Genomic DNA, 21,924 nt, shown 5'->3' on the forward strand with positions numbered 1-21,924 from the left:
GGGTGTGTGGGGTGGCTGGTTGTGGGTGTGGGGGTGGCTGGTTGTGGTGGGTGTGGGGGTGGGGGGCGGGTTGGGGGTGGGTCAACGGGGTTTGGTGGGGGGCGGGTTGGGGGTGGGGTGGCTGATAGCATCCGGGCGGCGATCTTGATCGGGTCTTGCCGGTGTCCCGGGGTGCGGGGTGCGGTGCGGGGTGCGGGGGGTGGGGTCGCCGGTGTTTCCTGCCCGTGCCATGAGAGGCGTTCATGTCCCACGCATTTGTGTGGTGTCTGGGTGCGATCGCGCTGATAGCTGTTGCTGCGGTGGTCGTGCTCAGTACCCGTAACCGAGCGGTGACCGCGAGGCGAGTCCGGGCGGAGGCCGGGCAGGAGCGGGAGGTGGCCCGGCTGCATGCGCAAGTGTTGGAGCGGCAGCGGGAGTTGGAGCGGGTGCGGGCGGAGCGGGAGGGGGTGATTGCGGGGGCGCGGGCTGCTGCGGAGGACAGTACGAAGAGTGTGTTGAAGGGGGCGGCGAGTTTTCTGCAGAGTCTGGCGGCGGAGCAGACGGTGTTGCTGGAGGCGGTGCAGCGGCGGCACGGGGGGCACGAGGTGCTGGGTGATCTGTTGGAGGTGGCGCATGCGAATGCGCAGATGGCGCGGAAGGCGCAGGGGATCGCGGTGATGTGCGGGGCGCCGCTGGGGCGGCGGAACCGGCCGGCGAGCGTGTACGACGTGGTGCGGTACGCGCAGGGGCAGATCCGTAATTTCCAGCGGGTGTCGATCATGCAGCAGAGCGGGCTGGCGCTGAAGGCGTCGGCGGTCACCCCGGTGGCGCTGGCGGTGGCGGAGCTGCTGGACAATGCGGCGAGTTTCTCGCAGCACGATGCGCCGATCGAGGTGACGTTCCAGCGGGTGCAGGGGAATCTGTGCATCGTGATCGACGATGCGGGGGTGGGGATGGGCGACGAGGACCGGCAGCGGGCGACGGCGCTGTTGTCGGGGGCGGAGCCGCCGCGGCTGCAGCAGTTGGGCACGCAGCCGAAGTTCGGGTTCCCGGTGATCGGTCTGATTGCGCGTCAGTACGGGTTCGCGGTGGATGTGACGGGGGTGTCGCGCTACGGCGGGGTGCGGGCGGTGGTGCTGCTGCCGGAGGAGGTGTGGACGATGGAGGAGGCCCCGCGGGCCGCCGCGCCCGCGGCCGCGCCGCCGGCCGGGCCGGCGGGGCCCGTGTCGCCGGCGCCGGCCGCGTCCGCGCCGGCCGCGGCGGCGGTGCCTGGGCCGGGTCCGGTGGCGTCGGTGCCGGGGCCGCAGCGCACGGCGCACGGGCTGCCCAAGCGGGCGGCCCGGCAGGCGCCGGCCGCGCCCGCGGCCGGGGCGGGTCCGGTGGCGGGGGCGGGTCCGGGGGGTGGGGCGCGGGCGCCCGGCCGGGGGCTGGGGGCGTTCCAGCGCGGGGCGCTGGAGGCGCGGGCCGACGAGGCCCCGCGGGGCGAAGGGTCTGATGAGCGGTGAGCGCCTCCGACCTGTCGTGGATGCTCGACGACATCGTGCGCAATGTGCCGGGGGCCCGGCATGCGGTGCTGCTGTCCGCGGACGGGCTGCCGCGGGCGGCCACCGAGGGGCTGGGCGAGCGGGAGCTGCGGACCATTGCCACGGCGATGTCCGGGATCCAGGCGCTGAGCCGGGCGACGGCGCCGTTCGTGGGTGCGGCGCCGGCGGCGTCGTGGACGCAGACCGTCATCGAGTTCGACCACGGGTGGATCTTTCTGATCGGGGCCGGCCGGGGCGCGTACCTGGCGGCGGCGGCCGGCCCGGACGTGGACATGCAGCAGATCAGTTACCGGATGCACCGGCTGGTGGCCCGGCTGGGGCACAACATGACGTCGGCGCCGCGGGTGGACGCCTCGGCGGCCGGCCGGCCGGCGGGGCCGGGGCCGGCGCCGGGCGAGGGCACCGCGGACGTGCTGGCGGCGCTGGACGGGGCGCTGGCGGAGGTGCCCGGGGCGCGGCATGCGGTGCTGCTGGGCGCGGACGGGCTGCCGCGGGGGGCCACCGCGGGGCTGCCGCGGGACCTGGCGGACCGGATCTCGGCGGCGATGACCGGCATCCACGCCAACAGCCGGGCGGCGGCGCAGTTCGCCGGCGCGAGCGCGCAGGTGGTGTGGCGGCAGACGGCGATCGAGTTCCAGCACGGCTGGATCTTCCTGATCGCCGCCGGGGACGGGGCGCTGCTGGCGGCCTCGGCCGACCACGACTGCAACATCGAGCAGTTGACGTCCCAGCTGCACGCGGCGGAGGCGTCGATCGCGGCCGCCGGGGTGGGCGGCGGGGCGGGCGGCGATGTCTGAGCCCGGCGGCGGCCCGGAGCCGGCCTCGGACCTGGTGCCGCTGTTCGTGATCGCGAACGGGCGGGCGCTGCCCCCGGAGCACGAGTTCGAGCACACCGCGATGGTGACCTCCGCGCCGGGGGCGGGGGCGGCGCTGCGCACCCTGGCGCCGGAGGCGCGCACGGTGATGGACCTGGTCACCGGCGGGTTCCTGTCGGTGGCGGAGGTGGCCGGGCACACCGGGCTGCCGGTGGGGGTGGTGCGGATCCTGCTGGCGCAGCTCGCCGAGGCCCGCCTGCTCGAGGTCCGTCAGCCGGTGCCGGCCGCCGAGCTGGTGGACATGGACGTCGTCAGTGCCGTCCTGACCGGCCTGCAGAAGAAGTTCGGAGCGTGACGTACGTGTACCTGGATCCCTCTGTCAGCCAGGCCGTGAAGGTCCTCGTGGTGGGCCACTTCGGCGTGGGCAAGACCACCTGCATCGGCAGTCTCTCGGAGATCAGGCCGCTGCGGACCGAGGAGCAGATCACGGTGGCCAGCGTGGGGCTCGACGACCTCACGAACACACCGCACAAGACGACGACGACCGTGGCGATGGACTTCGGCCGCCTCACCCTGTCCGACAGCCTGGTGCTGTACCTGTTCGGCACGCCGGGCCAGGAGCGGTTCACGGAGATGTGGGAGGACCTCTCGCGCGGCGCGCTGGGCGCGCTGGTGCTGGTGGACCCGGCGCGCCTGGACGAGTCGTTCGCCGTCCTGGACCTGGTGGAGTCCTTCGGGCTCACCTACACGATCGCCGTGAACGCCTTCGAGGGCGGCACCGAGTACGCCCTGGAGGAGGTGCACGAGGCGCTGAACCTCCATCCCCGGACCCCGATCGTGCGGTGCGACGTGCGCGACGAGCGCTCCTCCGCCGAGGCCCTGATCACCCTCGTGCAGCACCTGATGACCCAGCTCGCCGCCTAGGAGCCCCTGCATGTCCCAGCCGACCGACCCCCGCCCGGCACCGTCCGGCTGCCCCGCGCACGCCGCGGGCGGCCCCGTCCAGCTGTACGGGCCCGACTTCGCGGCCGACCCCGAGGCCTACTACGCGCACCTGCGCGCGTCCGGGCCCAGCGCGCCCGTCGACATCGCCCCCGGGGTGGGGGTGGAGCTGGTCACCAGCTACGACGCCGCGCTGCACATCCTGCAGAACCCGGCGGCGTTCCCGCGCGATGCGCGCCGCTGGAACGCGCTGAACGAGGGGCGGGTGCCGGCCGACAGCCCGGCGCTGCCGATGATGGCCTACCGGCCCAACGCGCTGTTCTCCGACGGCGCCGACCACGCCAAGCTGCGCCAGGCGGTCACCGCGGCGCTGGCCACGGTGGACGAGCGGGCGCTGATCCAGCAGACCCGGGCCTCGGCCGACTACCTGATCGGCAACTTCAGTTCGGACCGGCACGGCCGGGCGGAGCTGATGGCCGAGTACGCGGGCCCGTTGCCGCTGCTGGTCTTCTCGCACCTGTTCGGCTGCCCGCCGGAGATCGGCGACCGGGTGATCACCGGGATCTCCGGGATCTTCGAGGGTGCGGCGGGCGCGGACGAGGTCCTCGGCGGCGCGCTGGCGGAGCTGATCGCGCTCAAGCACCGCCGGCCGGGCGCGGACCTGACCACCGAGCTGATCCGCCAGCACGCGCTGGTCGCCCGGGAGCGGGCGGAGGCCGACGAGGCGGTGCTGCACCAGCTGGTCACGCTGCTGTCGGGGGGCACCGCGCCGCTGGCCGCGGCCATCGGCACCAGCGCCGCCCTGTACCTGGGGGAGGAGTGGCCGACCGGCCTGCCGGTGGAGGACGCGGTCTCGCGGGCCCTGTGGTCCTATGCGCCGATCGCCAACTACGCCGGGCACTACCCGGCGGTCGACGTCGAGCTGGGCGGGCGCACGCTGCGGGCCGGCGACCCGGTGCTCATCTCGTTCGCGGCGGCCAACACCGACCCGCGGCTGACCGAGCACCGTGCGCAGCTGAACTCCAAGGCGCACCTGGCGTTCGGGGCGGGCCCGCACGCCTGCCCGGCCAAGGACCCGGCCCTGCTGATCGCGGTGACGGCGGTCGAGTGCCTGCTCAACCGGCTGCCCGATGCGGAGCTGGACGAGCCGTTCGCGGCGCTGGAGTGGGTGCCCTCGCCGTGGAGCCGCGCGCTGGCGGCGCTGCCGGTGCGCTTCTCCCCGCGGGCGGTGCCCGCCGCCCCGGCCGGCGCGGCCGGCCCCGGGGCGGGCCCGGAGCCGTACGCGGCCGGGCTGCCGCCGGCGGAGCCGGCCGCCCCCGCCGCCGCCTCCGCTTCTGCGGGGGCCGGCGCCGACGACGCGGCGGGCGGGGGCAAAAAGCGCAAGGGGGGACTGTTCAGCCGTTTCGTGGCATGGACCAGGGGCGAGTGACCCGGGCCACTCCGCTTTCCCGCGGCGCCGCCGGATACTCAAATGATCTTGTGGGTAGTGATGGGCGGCTGATGCTCGGGAAGGAGCACCGTGTCACCTGCCGGAACCGCCTTACTGCCCCAGGACCTCCGCCGCGCCACCGTCCGGGTCTTCTCCCGCCTGCGCACCGCGCAGGGCCAGGCCGACCCGCTGCCGCTGTACGCCGAACTCGCCGCCCGGGGGCCGGTGGCGCCCGCGCCCTGGGGCGGCCACCTGGTCACCGGGTACGCGGAGTGCGACCGGGTGCTGCGCGACCGGCGCTGGCTGGAGCCGGACCGGCGCTGGCGCGGGCGGCAGGGGGAGGGCACCCGCTGGACGGCGCCGTCCGCGCGGGAGATGAGCCACACCCTGCCCAACCTCAACGGGCCGGAGCACGCCCGAATACGCCGGGCGGCCGACGGCTTCGACCGCGCCGCCGTCGCCCGCCTGCGCCCCGTGATCGCCGGTGCCGCCGGCCGCCTGGTGGACGCCCTCCACGAGCGGCTGCGCGACGGGGAGGCCGACTTCGCGGCCCTGGTCGGCGAGGAGCTGCCCGTCGCCACGGTCGGGCACTGGCTCGGCCTGCCGCGCGCCGACTGGCCCCGGCTGCGCGAGCTCACCCACGAGCAGGTCTTCACCCAGGAGCTGCTGCCGACGGCCAGCCAGCTCGCCCGCTCCGACGCCGCCACCGTCGAGCTGCGCGCGTACTTCACCGGCCTCGTGCGCGCCCGCCGGGCCCGCCCCGGCGACGATCCCGTCTCGGGCTGGATCCGCACCTGGGACGCCCTGGAGGCCGACCGCGACCGAGCCGACCACCAGGTGTACCACCTGGCGCGGTTCGTGCTGCTGGCCGCGCTGGAGACCACCGCGACGCTGCTGTCGCAGGCGGTGCTGCGCCTGGTCGAGCACCCCGCGCACTGGGACGCGGCCGCCGCCGACCCGGCCCTGGTGCCGGGCGCGGTGGAGGAGAGCCTGCGCTACGACCCGCCCACCCATGTGATCAGCCGGGTCGCGGCCCACGACACGGAGCTGGCGGGCCGGCCGGTCGGCGAGGGCGAGATGGTCCACCTCCTGGTCGGCGCCGCGCACCACGACCCCGGCCGGCACCCGGACCCGGCCCGCTACGACCCGCGGCGCGCGGGCGGGGGCCACCTGGCCTTCAGCGGCGGCGTCCACTACTGCCTGGGCGCGCCGATGGCCCGCCTGGAGGCCCAGGCCCTCCTCACCCACCTCACCCGGCGCATCCCCCGCCTCGCCCTGGTCCGCCCGCCCGTGTGGGCGCCCAGGGTGGCGTTCCGCCGCCTCCTGAATCTGGATCTCGCCCTCGCATGAACGACCACCCCCGCCCCGAGCCCGACCCCCGCCCCGACCCCCGCCCCGAGCCCCGCGCCGACCCCCGGCCCGGCCCCCGGCCCGAGCCCCGCCCCGACCCCCGGCCCGAGCCCCGCGCCGACCCCGGGCCCGACCCCCGGCCCGGGCCCGACCCCCGGCCCCGGCCCGACCCCCAGCTCCACGCCGACCCCTGGTCCGAGCCCCGGCCCGGCTCCCGGCCCGAGCCCGGCTCCCGGCCCGGCTCCCGGCCCGAGCCCGGCTCCCGGCCCGGCTCCCGGCCCGAGCCCGGCTCCCGGCCGGAGCCCGCCCCCCGGCCGGGGGCCGGCTGCGGGCCCTCCGACGGGTACAAGACGCTGCGCGTCGACCGGGACGGGCCGGTGCTCCACGCCCGTCTGCACGCCGGCCGCCCGGACGCGGTGCTGGACGCCGCCGCGATCGAGGACCTGCTGCGGCTGCTCGACGGCCTGGCCGAGCGCACCGACGTCAAGGTCCTGGTGCTGTCGTCGCTGGCCGCCGACTTCTGTCTGGGGGCCGACCGGGCGGAGTTCGCCGCCGCCCGGGCGGCGGACCCGGGCGGGGCGGCGCTGCGCCGCCTCGTGGACAAGGGCCACCGGCTGTGCCAGGCGCTGGAGACCACCGACGCGGTCACCGTCGCCCGTCTGCACGGCCGGGTCACCGGTGCCGGCCTGGCCCTGGTCTCCTACTGCGACCTGCGGGTCGGCGCGGACACCAGCCGCTTCCGGATGCCGGAGGTCGGTCTGGGGCTGCCGCCCGCGTGGGGCGGCGCCACCGGCCGGCTCGTCACCGAGGTCGGCCTGGCCCGCATCCGGGAACTGATGCTCACCAGCCGGGAGTTCGACGCCGCCACCGCGCACCGCATCGACCTCCTGCACGAGAGCGTGCCCGAGGCGGACCTCGACCGTGCGGTGGCCGCCTGGACGCGCCTGCTGGGCCGCCGTCCCCACGAGTCGATGGTCGCCGCGAAGCGCATCCTGACCGGCTACGCCCGCGCCGACCGCGCCGCCGACCTCGGCCTGCTCGACGCCCATCTCCTCACCGCCCACCTGTAGCCCGCCGCCGGCCGGCCGCGTCCCGCGGGCACGGGACCGCCCCGGACCGCCCCGCCCCGGACCGGCCCGGCCGGTCGGTGCCGGCGCGCGCGTCCCGGCCGGGAGGCACGCCGGCGCCCGGGAGGGGAGGGCCGGCGGACCGGCAGGGGCCGGGCGGGTGTCCCGGCGTGCGCCGCGGCGGGGGAGGGGCCGCGGCGGCCGTCCCCGCGGCGGCCGGGCCCCCGGTTCCGGACGGACGGGCGGGCGCGCCCGCGGTCAGTGCCGGTTGACGTTCTCGGTGAGCAGGCGGAGCAGCTGCTTGGCGGTGGCGTCCTGTTCCGGGGTCAGCCCCATGGCCTCGCCGATCGCCACGGGCACGGTGCGGGCCTTCTCGCGCAGCGCCGCGCCGGCGTCGGTCAGCCGGACGGTGACGGAGCGCTCGTCCTCGGGGCGCCGCCGGCGCTGGATCAGCCCGCCGCTCTCCAGGCGCTTGAGGAGGGGGGAGAGGGTGCTGGAGTCCAGCTGGAGCGTGCTGCCCAGGTCCCGCACGGAGAGCGAGTCGCGGTCCCACAGGGCGAGCATCACCAGGTACTGCGGGTAGGTCAGCCCCAGCTCCTCCAGCAGCGGCCGGTAGCGCGCGGTGACCGCGCGCGAGGCGGCGTAGAGGGCGAAGCACAGCTGGTCGGGGAGCAGGAGTGAGCCCGGTCCTGCGGTGCGCTCCACGGTTCGGTCCTCACGTCGGGTCGGCACGTCGGCACGTCGGCACTTCGTTCGGCACGTCGGCACTTCGGCACTTCGGCACTTCGGCACTTGAACTGATCCACTCTAGCAGTCCGTGTGCCCGCGATCCCTTGGCGCAAGATTAGCTTGTGCACAAACTAATCGGGCGCTACGTTGCTGCTCGTGTCCGTCGGACGGCCGCCCGGGCCCCGACACGACCTCCAGGAGCACGCCATGTCCGAAACCGCCGACCGTCCGGTGCTGGAGCCGTCCGCCGCGGCCTTCGCCGAGGCCACCGCGAACCCGCCGTACCTGTTCGACCTCGGCCCGGCCGAGGGGCGCAAGACCGTCGACGAGGTGCAGTCCGGGGAGGTCGCCAGGCCGGAGATCGACGAGGAGTGGGTCACCGTCGAGGGCGGCCCCACCGGGTCGGTGCGCGTCCGCATCGTGCGGCCGGCCGGCGCCGAGGGGGTGCTGCCGGTGATCCTCTACCTGCACGGCGCCGGCTGGGTGTTCGGCAACGCCCACACCCACGACCGGCTGGTGCGGGAACTGGCCGTCGGGGCCGGGGCGGCGGTCGTCTTCCCCGAGTACGCCCTGTCGCCCGAGGCCCGCTACCCGGTCGCGATCGAGCAGAACTACGTCGTCGCCCAATGGGTGGTCCGCGAGGGCGGGGCCCGGGGGCTGGACGGCGCCCGCATGGCGGTCGCCGGGGACTCCGTGGGCGGCAACATGTCGATCGCGCTGACGCTCATGGCCAAGGAGCGCGGCGACGTGCCGCTCGTCCAGCAGGTGCTGTTCTACCCGGTCACCGACGCCGCCTTCGACACGGCCTCCTACCACCGGTTCGCGGAGGGCTACTTCCTGCGCCGCGACGGCATGCAGTGGTTCTGGGACCAGTACACCACCGACGGCGGCCAGCGGGCCGAGATCACCGCCTCGCCGCTGCGCGCCACCCCCGAGCAGCTTAAGGGCCTGCCCCCGGCGCTGGTCGTCACCGCCGAGGCCGACGTGCTGCGCGACGAGGGCGAGGCCTACGCCCGCAAGCTGCGCCGGGCCGGGGTGCCGGTGACGGCCGTGCGCTACCAGGGCGTCATCCACGACTTCGTCATGCTCGACGCGCTGCGCGACACGCACGCCGCGGAGGCGGCCATCAACCAGGCCGTCGCCGTGCTGCGCACGGCCCTGACCCCCGCCTAGCCCCGCCCCGCCCCGGGGGCGCGGCCGCCCGGCCCCCGGGGCGCGGCGCCTGCCCGGGCCTCCCGGTCGCCGGAAGGTCCCTGGCGACAGCTGCCCGGCAGGCCCTCAGGTGCTGCCGATGGAGTCTGCAGCCCGTCAATTCAGAAGATCGGCAACGGAAAGAAAAGACGGGACAGGGGATGAATCGGAGCGCCAGCACGCATGGGGCATTGTCCGCTTGTCGGGCGCTCGGTCCTGTTCTTCCGGATCGATCGACTTGGATCACTGCTTGCGAAGCCCGCGACAGCAGCCGATGCTCATGGAGCATGGGCCGCAGGGCGGGTCCCACCGCTTCCGGTGGGACCGTGATCCCCGCTGCTCGTAGGGGAGTCGTCGATACGGGCACGGGTGGCCGGCATCGAAGCCCTTTTGGGGCTCGAGGCCGTGTGGCACCTTGAACTGGACCGGGCGCGTGCCGGACTCGACGGCGTGGTCGCTGTCGCCGGTTCTGGCGGTCCCATTCGGCAACGGACTTGGGTGCAGCTCTTCCCCTGGGGATGGCCTCGGCTGGTGCCGACGGCTGTACGGCCCGTGGTGCGGCGCACCTGTGTGGCGCACCGGGGTGTCTGCACGGAACGTGGTCCGCGTGGTGGGCGAATCGAGGTCATGCGCGGTTCAAGTCGCCCGAGGGGCAGGGGGGTTGGGCATGGCCGGTGCCGCGCGGTGTCGGGGTGGGTGGCGTGCCGGGCGAGCGTGGCCGGTGAACCGCCCGTCCGCGGTGCACGCGTCATGGGTTGACCGGGTTCCCGCTCGTGCTCGGCGGCGGGGAAGCAGGGTGCTCGGTGATGTCCGTCGCGCCGGCCGCGACGGCGCCGCGGACGGCCGCGGCGACGTCCTCCGCCGTCATCGGTCGCCCATGCTCGTGGTCCCGGCCGCCGGGCTGGACGTCCTCGGCGTCGACGGGCCCCGTGACGCCCTCCAGGTCCGCACTGATGTGGACCCGCACCGTGCCGTCTCCTCGCGCTCTTGATCGCTCAGGAGGCGCCCGCCCGGCAGGCCGGCTCCGGTTCCTTGACCGGCTCACGCCCCTCCCGGGTCCGGCCCGGGCTGCTTTCGGCCTCCCGCCCGCCGTCACGGGGCGCTGCGGACCGGCAGTTCTGGCACAGCTGCCGACACCCGCTCAGGGGCGTGCCTGCACGGTGGGGCGTTCGGGGTGCTCGGAGTCCTGGAGTTCGGCCAGCAGGGCGGTCTGCCCGGCGAGGAGCTCGGTCAGAATGCGGCGGGCCGCGCGCAGGAGTTCGGCGACGTCGCCCCCGGCCAGCGCGTAGGTGACCGTGGTGCCCTCGCGGGTGGAGACGACGATGCCGGAGCGGCGCAGCACGGCGAGTTGCTGCGAGAGGTTCGAGGGCTCGATGTCTATGTCGGTGAGCAGATCCCGTACGGACACCGGCCCGTTCTGCAGGAGTTCGAGGACGCGGATGCGGACGGGGTGCCCGAGCATGCGGAAGAACTCTGCTTTGACCTGGTAGAGGGGGCGCTGCACGGGATCGCTCACTTCCCTGGCTCGGATGAGGCTGCGAAGAGGGGCGCGGCGGCCGCGCCCGTCGCCGCGCCCGGTGCGTCGGTCGATTCTTCCTCGCCGGGGCCGCTGGGGACGCGAGTTCGACAGATGCAGACGTAGAGACTTGAAGAAGTCTTCAAGCAGCGGGCAAATGAGGGCTGTTGGGGCTCAGACGTCCAGTTGCTCCTCGGTGCGCTTGAGGTGGTGGCGGGCCATGGCGAGGTTCGAGCGGGCCTTGTCGATGACGACGTAGATGAACAGCCCGTTCCCGGACCTCCCGGCCACCGGGCGGATGAGGTGGTACTGGGCGCCCAGGGTGATCAGGATGTCCTCGATCTTGTCCTTGAGCCCCAGCGTCTCCATGGTGCGCATCTTGGCGCGGATCACGTCGGTGTTCCCGGCCGCGGCGACGCTCAGGTCGAGCCCCTTGCCGCCGCCCAGGGTGCCCAGGGCCATGCCGCTGGTGTAGTCGACGACGGCGGCTCCCAGCGCGCCCTCGATCTCGGTCAGCAGCGTCTTCAGCGACACATCCACACTGGTCATGGGTTCTCCTAGGGGGAGAGAGGTGCGAGGGCTGGTTCCAGGCCCTCGTGGGGAACCTAGGAGGTGCGCCGCCCACCGGTGGGGCATATGCCCAAAGGGGTTGCGGACGGAGTTTCCACGCGCTAAAAGCACCTGCCGTGCCGGAGTGCGTGACCAACGGGCGCGACCGGCCGGCCCGCACCGTCGAGGAGGAGCCCCGCGCGGCTCGAGGCCGCCTGTCTGGCAGGTCCGCCGCCACGACGTCGCCCGCCACCTGCGCCAGCGCCTCGACCAGCAGGGCCGCGGCACCCGGGGGGGAGTTCCACCCCCTCGACCGGTCCCGGGCCGAACGCCCCCCGCCACCGGGGCGTGTCCTTCCGCACGCTGGACGTCCGCCACCGGGACCGGATGGCCGGGGCCCGGGCGGCCGGCGACGACGACGGCACGGATGCGGCCCGGTGCAACGGCGTCACCGCCGGCCCCGGCTCCGGCGCCTACGAGTACCTTGCGAACGCGGGCTTCGCGGCCTGGAGATCTTCCTCGGATCCCGAATCCGAGGGTCCGTCCGGCGGATTCTGTGACCGCCTGCGGGCCCGTCGCCCGGGCCGCAGGCGCTACGGACGAACTGCTCGGCCCGTGTGGGCCACCACGGCGTCGATCAGCCGGGGCCAGAGCTCTCGGGGGCGGTCGTGGCCCATGTCGGGGATCAGCAGGAGTTCGGCACCCGGCACCAGCTCCGCGGTGCGCCGTCCGCCGCTCGGGTCGATGAGCGTGTCGTCCAGGCCGTGGATCACCAGCGTCGGCACCCGCAGTTCACGCAGTGCGTCCGCGCGTGAACCACTGAGGATCATCGCGCCGAGCTGCCGCCCGATCCCCGCCGGGTAGTACGAGCGGTCATGGCTTTCGGCGGCCAGCTCACGCAGCGCCGCCGCGTCGCCGTATCGCCCGGAGGCCCACACCAGTTCCTTCTCCGCCGCCGCGACGTACCCCTCCCGGTCCGCGGGCTTCGGAGCGAACAGCGCCGCCTGCGCCTCCGGGCTGGACCGGCCGTACTCGCTCTCGCCGGTCGAGGACATCATCGACGTCAAGGTCAGCACCCGTCCCGGGCAGGAGAGAGCCATCGTCTGGGCGATCATTCCGCCCATCGAGGTGCCGACCACGTGGGCGCGTTCGATGCCGAGCGCGGTGAGCAGGCCGAGGCCGTCGTCGGCCATGTCGCGGAGCCGGTAGGGAACCATCGCGAGGGCAGCGGGGATGTCACCGGCGCCGACGGTGGCGATGAACCTGCCCATGTCGACGGGGTGATCGTCGAACTTGGTGGACAGCCCGCAGTCACGGTTGTCGTACCGGATCACGTAGCGGCCACGGTCTGCCAGCGCCCGGCAGAAGTCCTCGTGCCAGGCGAGCATCTGCGCACCGAAACCCATCACGAGCAGGACGGGCGGGTCCCCGGGGTCGCCGAAGCTCTCGTACGCGATGGACACCTCGGCAGACACGGCAGCGATCGGCATACCGGAATGCTGCCACGGGGCCGGCCAGGGGGCGCAGCCGGAGATCTGGCGCGTGACCTGCGTCTCTCCCGGCGCCCCGCGTGGTCCGCCGGACGGCGCCCGGGAACCGGCGGGGCGGATGCCGTACCCGGCCGACCGTCCGGGCGGTTCTCGGCGGGAGGTCTGGACGAGGCGCCTGCGGTGAGGCGGGTGTCGTCGGTGACCTCCGCCATGCACTCGGCAGGAGGATCGCAGGAGTGCGCTTCGTCGGCGTTGGTGAACCCGGCCCCGGCCGGCACCAGACCCTGGAGGCGCCCGCCGAAGACGTCAACGCCCACGGGCGGGACGCTGAAACGGGCCCTTGGGCGGCAGCGCCTCCGGCAGCGGGGCGGACACTTCGTACTCGGCCGGCGACAGGTACGTGTGCGTGATCAGCCTCTGAACGGCGCCGGGTTGAGGGGCCGGGACCCTCGGGGTGGGCCTGGGCTCACAGCGGCAGTCCGAGAATGCGGCGCGCCGTGGTCCCGTGCGTGTTCCGGGCGGATGCCGACCGGTGATCACGCGGCCGGCGGTCACCGACGACGGCGTCGGGTCGCCGGCGGGACGGGCGACCGGACCGCATGCATCCTTGAGGGGCCCCGCGCACCGCTTCGCACGCCGCGCGGGGTCCTTCGTGTGCCGGGCGGGGCCGTTCGGAGTACGGGGCCCGAGTGCTCGCGCCCGTTGCCGGCGGCGGGTGGCAGCATGACGGTTTGATCTTCCCCGCGTCCCCCGGAGCGGGGCTGTCGAACGGGATACGGAGTACAACGATGATCCGCAGTGAGCTGGTTGCCGAGCTGGCCAAGCGCGCAGACGTGACCCAGAAGGACGCCGACGCGGTGCTCGCGGCGTTCGCCGCGACGGTCGGCGAGACCGTCGCCAAGGGCGACGAGAAGGTCGCCGTCCCCGGCTTCGTGACCTTCGAGCGCACCCACCGTGCCGCCCGCTCCGCCCGTAACCCGCAGACCGGCGAGCCGATCACCATTCCGGCCGGCTACGGCGTGAAGGTGGCCGCGGGCTCCAAGCTCAAGGAAGCCGCCAAGGGCCGGTAGCCCCGGTCGGGGCTTCGGCCGGGGGCGGGTACCCGGTGGTCGGGGCCCGCCCCCTGCGGGTTCGGGGGCGCCCGGCGCGGGCGTGGATCTGCGGCCATGCGCACCACCGGACGGCGTCGAGGCCGGGCGGGACACCTGATGGTGCGCTGTCCCGCAGAGGTGTGGGCGGGGTGCTCGTGTTGATCGGTCGTGCGATGGGCGGGTCCGGAAGTCCCCGGAACGTGCTCGGGGAACCGGAACGGGGTTTGGGCGTGCCTGCAGCATGTCCGGACGGGGATCTCTGCGATCGAGCCCCGGGGGAGCACTCGGCCGGAAATTCACGGTCGGCGAGGCAGTGCACCGCCCATCGGCTTTCTCGGCCTTCCTGGCCGCGGTGATGACGGACTGTCGTGATCAAGTGGTGGTGGCCGCGTCCTGGCGTCCGCCTCCCGGTCAGCCCCCGTGGACCGTGAGCCGGTAGCCCTCCGGCCCGGTGAAGTCGAACGCCGGGCCGAACGGGGTGCCCCGCAACGGGCCGACGTCCTGCGTGCCCGCCGCGACGAGCCGGTCGCGCAGCGCGGGGGCGTCGGCCGTCCGCAGCCACAGCACGACGCCGAGGCCGGGGCGGTCGGTGCCGTCCAGGTCGACGCCGGGCAGCGGCTCGCGGACGGCGAACGGGACCGGCGCGGTGGCGAAGACGACCGCGTGGTCCGGCCCGCCCGGCGCCCGGCGCAGCCCGAGCCGCTCCTCGAAGAACGCGGCCGCGGCCGGTACGTCCCGCACCTGGAGGGCGATGAAGTCGGGGCCTTCGACGGTGGTGGTCATGGCGGCTCCAGGGGAGGGTCGGGGCGGTGCGCCCCGGCGGGGACGCCGGGCGCACCGTCGGTGCCGGAACTTCGATGTCAGAACTTTGACATGGGTGACGGTAGGGCCGGGCCCACGGCTATGTCAAAATGTTGACATGGAAGATCGAGCGCCCGTCCCCGCGCCCCACCCCGCGCGGGACGTCACCGAGCACGTGGGCTACCGCCTCAAGAAGGCCTCCGCCGCCCTGCGCGGCGCCATGGACAGGGCCCTGCGCGAGCACGACCTCACCGTCCCGCAGTACTCCTGCCTGGAACTCCTCGACGAACGCCCCGGCCTGTCCAACGCCGACCTCGCCCGCGGCACCTTCGTCACCCGCCAGTCCGCCAACGTCGTCCTGCGCGGCCTCAAGGAGGCCGGCCTGATCACCCGGGCCGCCACCGCCGACCACGGCCGGTCCCTCCCCGTCCACCTCACCGAGGCCGGCCACCACCGGCTGCGCGCCGCCCGCGAGGCCGTGTACGGCATCGAGGAGCGCATGATCGAGCACATCCCCGCCGAACGCCTGCCGACGCTCCTGGCCGACCTCGACGCGATGACCGGGGCGCTCGAGGGGTGAGGGCCGCGGGCACCGCGGGACGAGCGCCGGGGACCTGCAGCGCCGCGCTCGCGGTCCCCGTCGCGGCCGCGGGCCCGGCCCACCGGCACCGGTCGCACGCGCGTGACCGGGCGCCTGCCCACCCCCTCGCCCCGGCCGCGGGCCCCACCCCGACCTGCGCCCGGGCCGGCTCCGGTCAGACCCCGGACCAGACCCCGGACCAGGGCCCCGGCGGGCACCGTCCACCTCGTCGGCCCACCCTGCCGGCCGCCGGCGCCGACGCCCCGCGGTGCATCGCCGGGCGACGAGTGGGCACTCGCTCCGCGTGAGCGGCTCGAATGGCCGTGTACGGACGGAGGCCCCAGCATGGTCATGTCGTCGGTTTGCCCGGTGCGCCATTTCCAGAGGCGGCTCCGCCCGATCCCTCCGCCGCGGCCGCACCCCGCAGGGCGCCGCGGCGTGGAGCGAACCCCGTCGAAAGGCACGCGTAGCCCATGAGTGACGAGACAGCCAAAGCGACCACCACGGATGCCGGCGTTCCGGTCGAAAGCGACGAGCACTCGCTCACGGTCGGCGCCGGCGGCCCGATCCTCCTGCAGGACTCCTATCTGATCGAGCAGATGGCGCAGTTCAACCGGGAGCGGATCCCCGAGCGGCAGCCGCACGCCAAGGGCAGCGGCGCCTTCGGCCACTTCCAGGTCACCGCGGACGTCAGTGCCTACACGAAGGCCGCGGTGTTCCAGCCCGGGACGCGCACCGAGCTGGTGACCCGGTTCTCCACGGTCGCCGGCGAGCGCGGCAGCCCGGACACCTGGCGCGACCCGCGCGGATTCGCGGTGAAGTTCTACACCACCGAGGGCAACTACGACATGGTCGGGAACAACACCCCGGTCTTCTTCATCAAGGACCCGATGAAGTTCCAGCACTTCATCCGCTCCCAGAAGCGCCGCGCGGACAACAACCTCCGCGACCATGACATGCAGTGGGACTTCTGGACGCTCTCGCCCGAGTCCGCGCACCAGGTCACCTGGCTGATGGGCGACCGGGGCATCCCCCGCACCTGGCGCCACATGAACGGCTACACCTCGCACACCTACATGTGGATCAACGCCCGGGGCGAGCGGTTCTGGGTGAAGTACCACTTCAAGACCGACCAGGGCATCGAGTACTTCAGCCAGCACGAGGGCGACCAGATGTGCGCGGCCGACACCGACTACCACACCCGTGACCTCTTCGAGCACATCCGCGACGGGGACTTCCCCAGCTGGACCCTGTACGTGCAGGTCATGCCGTACGACGACGCGGCCTCCTACCGCTTCAACCCGTTCGACCTGACCAAGGTGTGGCCGCACGCCGACTACCCGCTGGTCGAGGTCGGCAGGATGACGCTGGACCGCAACCCGACGGACAACCACGCGGAGATCGAACAGGCCGCGTTCCAGCCGAACAACCTGGTCCCGGGCATCGGCCCGAGCCCCGACCGGATGCTGCTCGGCAGGCTCTTCTCCTACGCCGACGCGCACCGGCACCGCATCGGCGGCAACTACCAGCAGCTGCCCGTCAACGCGCCGGTCGCGCCGCTGCACACGTACTCCAAGGACGGGGCCATGGCCTACCGCAAGGCCCAGGACCCGGTGTACGCGCCGAACTCCAAGGGCGGCCCGGCGGCCGACACCGACCGCTACGGCACACCGCCCAGCTGGTACGCGGACGGCGACATCACCCGCGCCGCGTACGTCGACCACGCCGAGGACGACGACTGGGGGCAGGCGGGCACCCTGGTGCGCGAGGTCCTCGACGACGCCGCGCGCGACCGCCTCGTGGACAACGTCGTCGGCCATCTGCTCAACGACGTGAGCGAGCCGGTGCTCGTGCGGGCCTTCGAGTACTGGTCCAACATCGACCCGAAGATCGGTCAGCGCATCGAGCAGGGGGTGCGGGCCAAGGCCGACGAGAAGGACCCCAAGGCGGCGCAGCAGGCCAACCCGGCACGCAGCAGCATGCAGGACAAGGCCTGATAGACCCCGGCCCGTCGGCGCGCGCCCGCCGACGGGCCGATCACCCACCGGTGTCCGGGCGCGGGCCCCCTGGGCCCGCCCGGACCACGTCAGGGGTGGTCCACGAGCGCGGCGGCGGCCCGGGTTGCGGGGGCCGGGCCCCCGTCCCGCGAGCAGGACCGTGCGACGATTCCGGACGGCGCCCCGGGCGGCCCGGTCGTCGCCGTGGTCGACCGGCGAGCCGTCCACGAAGCTAAGCGGGCGCGGGTCCCGTCTGCAGTCCGTCGGAAGACCCGGGGCCCACGGGCTGCCGGGCCGCGTGACTGCGCTAGGAGCGGCCCGGGACGACCAGGACTCGGCGCCCGCGGGCGTGACCGGCCTGGCTGTTGATGTGGGCCGCCGCAGCCTCGGCGAGCGTGTACGACCTCTCGACCGGGATGCGGAGCTTGCCCCGCGAGATGAGGTCGGCGGCCTCGGCGAGCGCGTCCGGCATGCTCCCGGCCGCTCCGGAGAACCGGACACCGAACTCCGGCGCACCGAGATCGGCGATGGAGAGCACCTTCTGGGGGTCCCCGGTCAGCTCGACGAGCTCGCGGATCACCCCCGAGCCGGCCAGGTCGAGGGCCGCATCGACGCGGCCGAGCTGCCGCACCCGCCCGACCCAGTCCTTGTCGTACGTCGTGGCGAGGGCCCCCAGGCCGCGTAGGTAGTCCTGGTTCGCGGCGCCGGCCGTGCCGATGACCGTGATGCCGCGGTCGCGAGCGATCTGCAGCACCGCCGATCCGACTCCGCCGGACGCGCCGCTGACCAGAAGCGTCTGCCCGGACCGCACTCCGACCTCGCGGACGATGCGCAGCGCGGTCTCGACCACGGAGGGGTAGCCGGCCGCCTCTTCGAACGTCAGCTCCTCGGGCATGCGGGCCCAGGCCGACAGCACGGCGAACTCGGCATACGTGCTCGAACCTTCGCCGAAGACGTGGTCGCCGACCGCGACCCCTTCGACGCCCTCGCCGACCTGGTCCACCACCCCGGCGGCGTCCAGTCCGACCCCGGAGGGCAGCTCGACCGGATGGGCCCCCAGGACCTGGCCCTCGCGGATCCTCCAGTCGACGGGGTTCACGCCCGCGGCCCGCACGGCGATGCGTATCCGGCCGGGGCCCGCGTGGGGCTCCTCGGCGTCTACGAGGTGCAGAACGTCCGGACCGCCGAACTCGGCGAAGCTCACCTTCTTCATGCGGACGACCTTAACACTAACCGTTAGTGTTTAGTAGCTGTTACTATCTTGAACCTGGTAGCGTAAGGGCATGACCGTTCCGACAACCGGACGCCGTGAGCGCAAAAAAGCTGCGACCCGCCAGAAGATCGCCGACACCGCCCTGCGACTCTTCCTCGAACGCGGCTACGACGCGGTGGGCATCCGGGACGTGGCCGCTGAGGCCGACGTGGCCGTCACCACGCTCTTCTCCCACTTCGCCTCGAAAGAGGCCCTGGTGTTCGAGCGGGACGACGATTTCGAGCAGCGCCTCACCCGGGCAGTCACCGGCCGGACACCACACGAGCCGCCCGTCCCTGCATTGCGCCGCGAGATCCACGCTCTGGTGCAACATTGCACGGCCAACAGCGCCGCCCCGATCTGGCGCATGATCGACGGGTCGCCCGCCCTGCGGGAGTACGAGGAATCGATGCGGCTGCGCCACGCGGAGTCGTTGGCAACGGCGCTCGTCGCCGCCCCCGACCTACCGCAGAGCACGACGGCCTGCCGCACGATCGCGAGGTTCGTGATCGACGCCTATTCACTGGCCCGCGAAGCGGCCGACCCGCAGGCCGCGGTGGACGAGATCTTCCAGATGATCGAGGCGGCCTGGGAGACCACCAACCCGCCTGCGAACCGTCGCCACGAACCCGACGAGCCGCGGCCGAGGACCTGAGACGGCGTCTCTTCGCTGCGGCCACACACGAAGTCGCCGCCGCCCCAGTGAGCGACGACGAACTGCTCGAACTCGAAGTTGGTCCATGGCGCGGTGGTGGTGACCACAAGGACCGCCGAGCAAACGACACGAAGCCGAGACCCCGACGTCCGGCACCACCAAAGACCACAAAAGAAGCTGCGGGCTACGAGGCCGCTCTCCGGCACCGACCGCGAGACCCTGCACTCCAGCTGCAGATCGGGCCCCTCACATCCGGGATGCGGGCTGCCGCCGACAGCGACCGGTACGGATCGAAACAGCGAGCCCGCTCGGGGGCACCGTCCTCCGCGGCCCCTGCCGTCCCAGGAACTCGCCCCTCGCCAGGAATTCGCTAGAAAAGCGTTGCTGCGCCGAGGCGGCGACGATGTGCTCGCTGCCGACAAGTCGCCCCGCAGTAGCGGGCCGGGCGGCCAGTGGACCGGGCCTCGAGCCGGGCCCCGCACTCCTCGCACTGCGGCACTGCCTGAAGCACGCCGGGAACGTCACGAAAACCCTGCCGTTGCGTGACCAGCAGGGGAGCCCGCAGGCCCTCCAACGCCAGCCGCACCATGCACGTGCCACCGTTCCGGTCGCGGTGGGCGGCCCATATCGCCGCGCACCCGACAGTGAGCGCGGCGACATCGTCCGTACTGACGTCGGCGCGGACCCCAGCTCAGCAGGCCGGTGGGGCTGCGCGAAGCAGGCCCGCACGACGACCGAACGGTTCCTGGTCAGGCGGGTGCGATCGGGTCGCGGTCCGGGATGGAATACGGCCGCGCGACGGCCGGTTGCAGCGGGACATGCGACGCGCCCCGGAGCCGCCCACCGGCCTGCGCCCACTGCCGGCGGGACGGTTCAGTCCGCACCGTTTCGATCCGGCGGCCGTGGTCGACGACGACTCCCTCGGCCTGCTGCTGGAAGCGGCGCGCTGGGCACCCTCCGCAGGGAACTCCCAGCCATGGAGGTTCTCCGCGAGCCGCCCGGGTGAGCCGGAGCACGAGCGCGTGGCCCGTTATCTGGCCCCCAGCTCGGCGCGGTGGGCGAAGGACGCCGGGCTGCTCGTCGTCGCACTGGCACGCCGGCATGTCGACGACGACGCGAGCGTGCTCTACTCCGAGTTCGCCGACTACGACCTCGGCCAGGCCATCGCTCACATGACCATCCAGGCTCGGGCCATGGGCCTGGCCGCCCGGCAGTTCCGGGCCTTCGACCTGGAGGGCCTCACCGCAGAACTGCGCCCGGACCCGGGGTGGGCGATCATGTCCATGGTCGCAATGGGGAGGGCCGCCGACGATCCGGCACCGAGCCGCGACCGGCGCAGCATCGCTGATCTGCGCTCCGCTCCCTGGACGCTGTCGCAGTAGGCCACCGCCGACGTCGCGCCGGCCGGGATCGGTGCACGCCGCCCCCTTCGCCCTGCCGGCGTGCGCGCCTGCACGTCATACGTCGGCGTCCTGTACGAAGCGCAGATAGCGGTCGGCCGAGCGGCGGACGGCAGCTGCCCCGTCGGCGTCGACCACACGCCCCCAGAACGCCCCGTAGATGCGCTCGAAGGCGAAGGGCTCGACCAGTTCGAGGGCGCGGCGGATGGTACTGGGGCGCTCGGGGATGAAGTTGGGGATGCTGTACATGAAGCTGACCCAGCGCCGGTCCATGACCACCATGAAGATGTCGCCGCTGAACAGCGCGCCGCGGCCTTCCGGGTCGTCGGCCCAGTGCAGCACCGTGCCGCCGGCGAAGTGCGTGCCCGCGTTGATCAGTGTCATGCCGGGCGCGATCGGGTGGGTGTCGCCCGCCCAGTACTCGATCAGCGGATCGGGCCGTGCGACCCAGGCGCGATCCGCTTCATGAACGTACACCGGGGCGTCGAAGGCGCGGCCCCACTCGGCCATCACGCCGTAGAAGTGCGGGTGGCTGACGGCGATCGCGCTGATCCCGCCCAGCTCCTCGACCTCGCCGGCGAGGTCGTCGTCGAGGTACCCCACGCAGTCCCACAGCACGTTGCCGGACGGTGAGCGGATCAGCAGCGCCCGCTGGCCGACCGCGAACGACGGCACCGCGCCCACACCGACGACACCGGGCCCCTCCTCGTCGAGCCGGCCGTGGCGCCCACCGGCCCGCAGCTCGTCCAGCGTGGTCCACTGCTGTCCTTCCCAGCCGACGTACTGCCGCTCGTCCAGACAGATCGGACAGTCGGGGCGTGGTGCCTCGTACTGCACGCCACAGGTGCGGCAGATCGGAAGCCCCCTGCCCGTGACCGATACGCCCCGCTCGGATGACGACACCAGAACCTGCCCCCTCCATGAGCCCGCGCACTCGAAGACACGGACATCAACAACCGGCCATGCCCGGCTTCTTCCCCGTGCCGCCTCGGAGACCTTGAACAGACACGGTGGGCACCGGCTGTCCGCGCCGTGTGCCCACACCGGGTTTCCGTCCAGCGGCTGTTGGCTGAGGAGCGTCTCGATGCCGCGGTCATGTTCTGCGGATTATGGATGCAGGACGTCGGGGAGGGGGCGTTCGACGGCGAGCCCGCGCCCGATGCACCGTTTTCCTCCTCGGGTGGTGATCCACAGTGCGGGCCACACGCAAACGGCCGGCTTCCGGGTGGAGGTCTGGGACGAGGAACATCCCACAGGTGTCTGTTCCTCGAATGAGTTTGAGGTGACGCAGTATCAAATAGGCAAGGCCACCCGTCGTTTTCCAACTCGGCGGAAGTGGTGGCTATTTCAGCCTAGAAGCTAGCCGCACACCAACTTTGACACACCGTCACATCGGCGCCGAGACACCAACTCCTGCCAGCCTCAGCCCCGCGCGGAGCGCGGGGCCCGGCCGGATCGCGGAGCGATCCGTGCCTGTCAGGACTGCGGAGCAGTCCTGACAGGGCGTCACGGAGTGACGCCAACTCCCCTGCGGAGCAGGGGAGTTA

21 protein-coding genes are annotated in these 21,924 nt (G+C 73.5%); 13 read left to right on the plus strand and 8 right to left on the minus strand.

Going from position 1 to position 21,924, the window contains the following annotated elements; genetic code table 11:
- Nucleotides 1–242: 242 nt before the first annotated feature.
- From ACY34M_RS41445 to ACY34M_RS41475, 7 genes are all read left to right on the plus strand, one after another.
- A complete protein-coding gene (locus ACY34M_RS41445; protein WP_462724140.1) occupies nucleotides 243–1,484 on the plus strand; it encodes an ATP-binding protein in 1,242 nt (413 codons plus the stop codon).
- 20 nt (nucleotides 1,485–1,504) lie between these two features.
- Complete coding sequence (locus ACY34M_RS41450; RefSeq protein ID WP_462724159.1) at nucleotides 1,505–2,320, plus strand: roadblock/LC7 domain-containing protein; 816 nt, start codon at nucleotides 1,505–1,507, stop codon at nucleotides 2,318–2,320.
- Nucleotides 2,313–2,693 carry a DUF742 domain-containing protein gene (locus ACY34M_RS41455; protein WP_462724141.1) on the plus strand — a complete coding sequence of 127 codons (381 nt, stop codon included), beginning with the start codon at nucleotides 2,313–2,315 and terminating at the stop codon, nucleotides 2,691–2,693. The genes ACY34M_RS41450 and ACY34M_RS41455 overlap by 8 nt, the downstream gene beginning before the upstream one ends.
- Nucleotides 2,694–2,698: 5 nt before the next feature.
- Nucleotides 2,699–3,262 carry a GTP-binding protein gene (locus tag ACY34M_RS41460; RefSeq protein WP_462724160.1) on the plus strand — a complete coding sequence of 188 codons (564 nt, stop codon included), beginning with the start codon at nucleotides 2,699–2,701 and terminating at the stop codon, nucleotides 3,260–3,262.
- A gap of 10 nt (nucleotides 3,263–3,272) precedes the next feature.
- Nucleotides 3,273–4,709: a cytochrome P450 family protein gene (locus tag ACY34M_RS41465; RefSeq protein ID WP_462724142.1), complete on the plus strand. Its 1,437-nt coding sequence runs from the start codon at nucleotides 3,273–3,275 to the stop codon at nucleotides 4,707–4,709.
- A gap of 90 nt (nucleotides 4,710–4,799) precedes the next feature.
- Nucleotides 4,800–6,059, plus strand: coding sequence for a cytochrome P450 (locus ACY34M_RS41470; RefSeq protein ID WP_462724143.1), 1,260 nt, complete (start codon nucleotides 4,800–4,802; stop codon nucleotides 6,057–6,059).
- Nucleotides 6,056–7,129 carry an enoyl-CoA hydratase-related protein gene (locus tag ACY34M_RS41475; RefSeq protein ID WP_462724144.1) on the plus strand — a complete coding sequence of 358 codons (1,074 nt, stop codon included), beginning with the start codon at nucleotides 6,056–6,058 and terminating at the stop codon, nucleotides 7,127–7,129. The genes ACY34M_RS41470 and ACY34M_RS41475 overlap by 4 nt, the downstream gene beginning before the upstream one ends.
- Before the next feature lie 255 nt (nucleotides 7,130–7,384).
- Here the strand turns inward: ACY34M_RS41475 and ACY34M_RS41480 are convergent, their stop codons facing one another.
- Nucleotides 7,385–7,831: a MarR family winged helix-turn-helix transcriptional regulator gene (locus ACY34M_RS41480; RefSeq protein WP_462724145.1), complete on the minus strand. Its 447-nt coding sequence runs from the start codon at nucleotides 7,829–7,831 to the stop codon at nucleotides 7,385–7,387.
- Between the two features lie 231 nt (nucleotides 7,832–8,062).
- On the opposite strand from ACY34M_RS41480, the gene ACY34M_RS41485 reads away from it, so the two are divergent.
- Nucleotides 8,063–9,028, plus strand: a complete 966-nt coding sequence (locus ACY34M_RS41485; protein WP_462724146.1) for an alpha/beta hydrolase — start codon at nucleotides 8,063–8,065, stop codon at nucleotides 9,026–9,028.
- A 766-nt stretch (nucleotides 9,029–9,794) separates the two neighbouring features.
- Here ACY34M_RS41485 and ACY34M_RS41490 read toward each other — a convergent pair.
- The 4 genes from ACY34M_RS41490 to ACY34M_RS41505 form a co-directional block, all read right to left on the minus strand.
- Entirely contained in the window at nucleotides 9,795–10,013 is a 219-nt protein-coding gene (locus tag ACY34M_RS41490) for a M55 family metallopeptidase (protein ID WP_462724147.1), read from the minus strand.
- Between the two features lie 174 nt (nucleotides 10,014–10,187).
- The gene (locus tag ACY34M_RS41495) at nucleotides 10,188–10,550 is read right to left on the minus strand and encodes an ArsR/SmtB family transcription factor (RefSeq protein WP_462724148.1); all 363 of its coding nucleotides are present in this window, start codon (nucleotides 10,548–10,550) and stop codon (nucleotides 10,188–10,190) included.
- 186 nt (nucleotides 10,551–10,736) lie between these two features.
- Nucleotides 10,737–11,111 (minus strand): hypothetical protein, encoded by a 375-nt coding sequence (locus ACY34M_RS41500; protein ID WP_462724149.1) that lies wholly within the window; start codon nucleotides 11,109–11,111, stop codon nucleotides 10,737–10,739.
- Between the two features lie 593 nt (nucleotides 11,112–11,704).
- Nucleotides 11,705–12,601, minus strand: coding sequence for an alpha/beta fold hydrolase (locus tag ACY34M_RS41505; protein WP_462724150.1), 897 nt, complete (start codon nucleotides 12,599–12,601; stop codon nucleotides 11,705–11,707).
- A 788-nt stretch (nucleotides 12,602–13,389) separates the two neighbouring features.
- On the opposite strand from ACY34M_RS41505, the gene ACY34M_RS41510 reads away from it, so the two are divergent.
- Entirely contained in the window at nucleotides 13,390–13,671 is a 282-nt protein-coding gene (locus ACY34M_RS41510; RefSeq protein ID WP_462724151.1) for an HU family DNA-binding protein, read from the plus strand.
- A gap of 432 nt (nucleotides 13,672–14,103) precedes the next feature.
- Here the strand turns inward: ACY34M_RS41510 and ACY34M_RS41515 are convergent, their stop codons facing one another.
- Nucleotides 14,104–14,475: a VOC family protein gene (locus tag ACY34M_RS41515; protein ID WP_462724152.1), complete on the minus strand. Its 372-nt coding sequence runs from the start codon at nucleotides 14,473–14,475 to the stop codon at nucleotides 14,104–14,106.
- A 136-nt stretch (nucleotides 14,476–14,611) separates the two neighbouring features.
- Here ACY34M_RS41515 and ACY34M_RS41520 point away from each other — a divergent pair, with 136 nt between their 5' ends.
- A complete protein-coding gene (locus ACY34M_RS41520; protein ID WP_462724153.1) occupies nucleotides 14,612–15,073 on the plus strand; it encodes a MarR family winged helix-turn-helix transcriptional regulator in 462 nt (153 codons plus the stop codon).
- Nucleotides 15,074–15,546: 473 nt separating this feature from the next.
- Nucleotides 15,547–17,070 (plus strand): catalase, encoded by a 1,524-nt coding sequence (locus ACY34M_RS41525; RefSeq protein ID WP_462724154.1) that lies wholly within the window; start codon nucleotides 15,547–15,549, stop codon nucleotides 17,068–17,070.
- Between the two features lie 307 nt (nucleotides 17,071–17,377).
- On the opposite strand, the gene ACY34M_RS41530 is transcribed toward ACY34M_RS41525, so the two are convergent.
- On the minus strand, nucleotides 17,378–18,283 hold the full coding sequence (locus ACY34M_RS41530; protein ID WP_462724155.1) for an NADP-dependent oxidoreductase: 906 nt from the start codon (nucleotides 18,281–18,283) through the stop codon (nucleotides 17,378–17,380).
- 70 nt (nucleotides 18,284–18,353) lie between these two features.
- On the opposite strand from ACY34M_RS41530, the gene ACY34M_RS41535 reads away from it, so the two are divergent.
- Both ACY34M_RS41535 and ACY34M_RS41540 read left to right on the plus strand, forming a co-directional pair.
- Nucleotides 18,354–18,977, plus strand: coding sequence for a TetR/AcrR family transcriptional regulator (locus tag ACY34M_RS41535; protein ID WP_462724156.1), 624 nt, complete (start codon nucleotides 18,354–18,356; stop codon nucleotides 18,975–18,977).
- A gap of 818 nt (nucleotides 18,978–19,795) precedes the next feature.
- Complete coding sequence (locus ACY34M_RS41540) at nucleotides 19,796–20,359, plus strand: nitroreductase family protein (RefSeq protein WP_462724157.1); 564 nt, start codon at nucleotides 19,796–19,798, stop codon at nucleotides 20,357–20,359.
- A gap of 75 nt (nucleotides 20,360–20,434) precedes the next feature.
- Here the strand turns inward: ACY34M_RS41540 and ACY34M_RS41545 are convergent, their stop codons facing one another.
- Nucleotides 20,435–21,280: an MBL fold metallo-hydrolase gene (locus ACY34M_RS41545; protein WP_462724158.1), complete on the minus strand. Its 846-nt coding sequence runs from the start codon at nucleotides 21,278–21,280 to the stop codon at nucleotides 20,435–20,437.
- Nucleotides 21,281–21,924 lie beyond the last annotated feature (644 nt).

Source organism: Streptomyces sp. EDA2-14, from assembly GCF_054963755.1.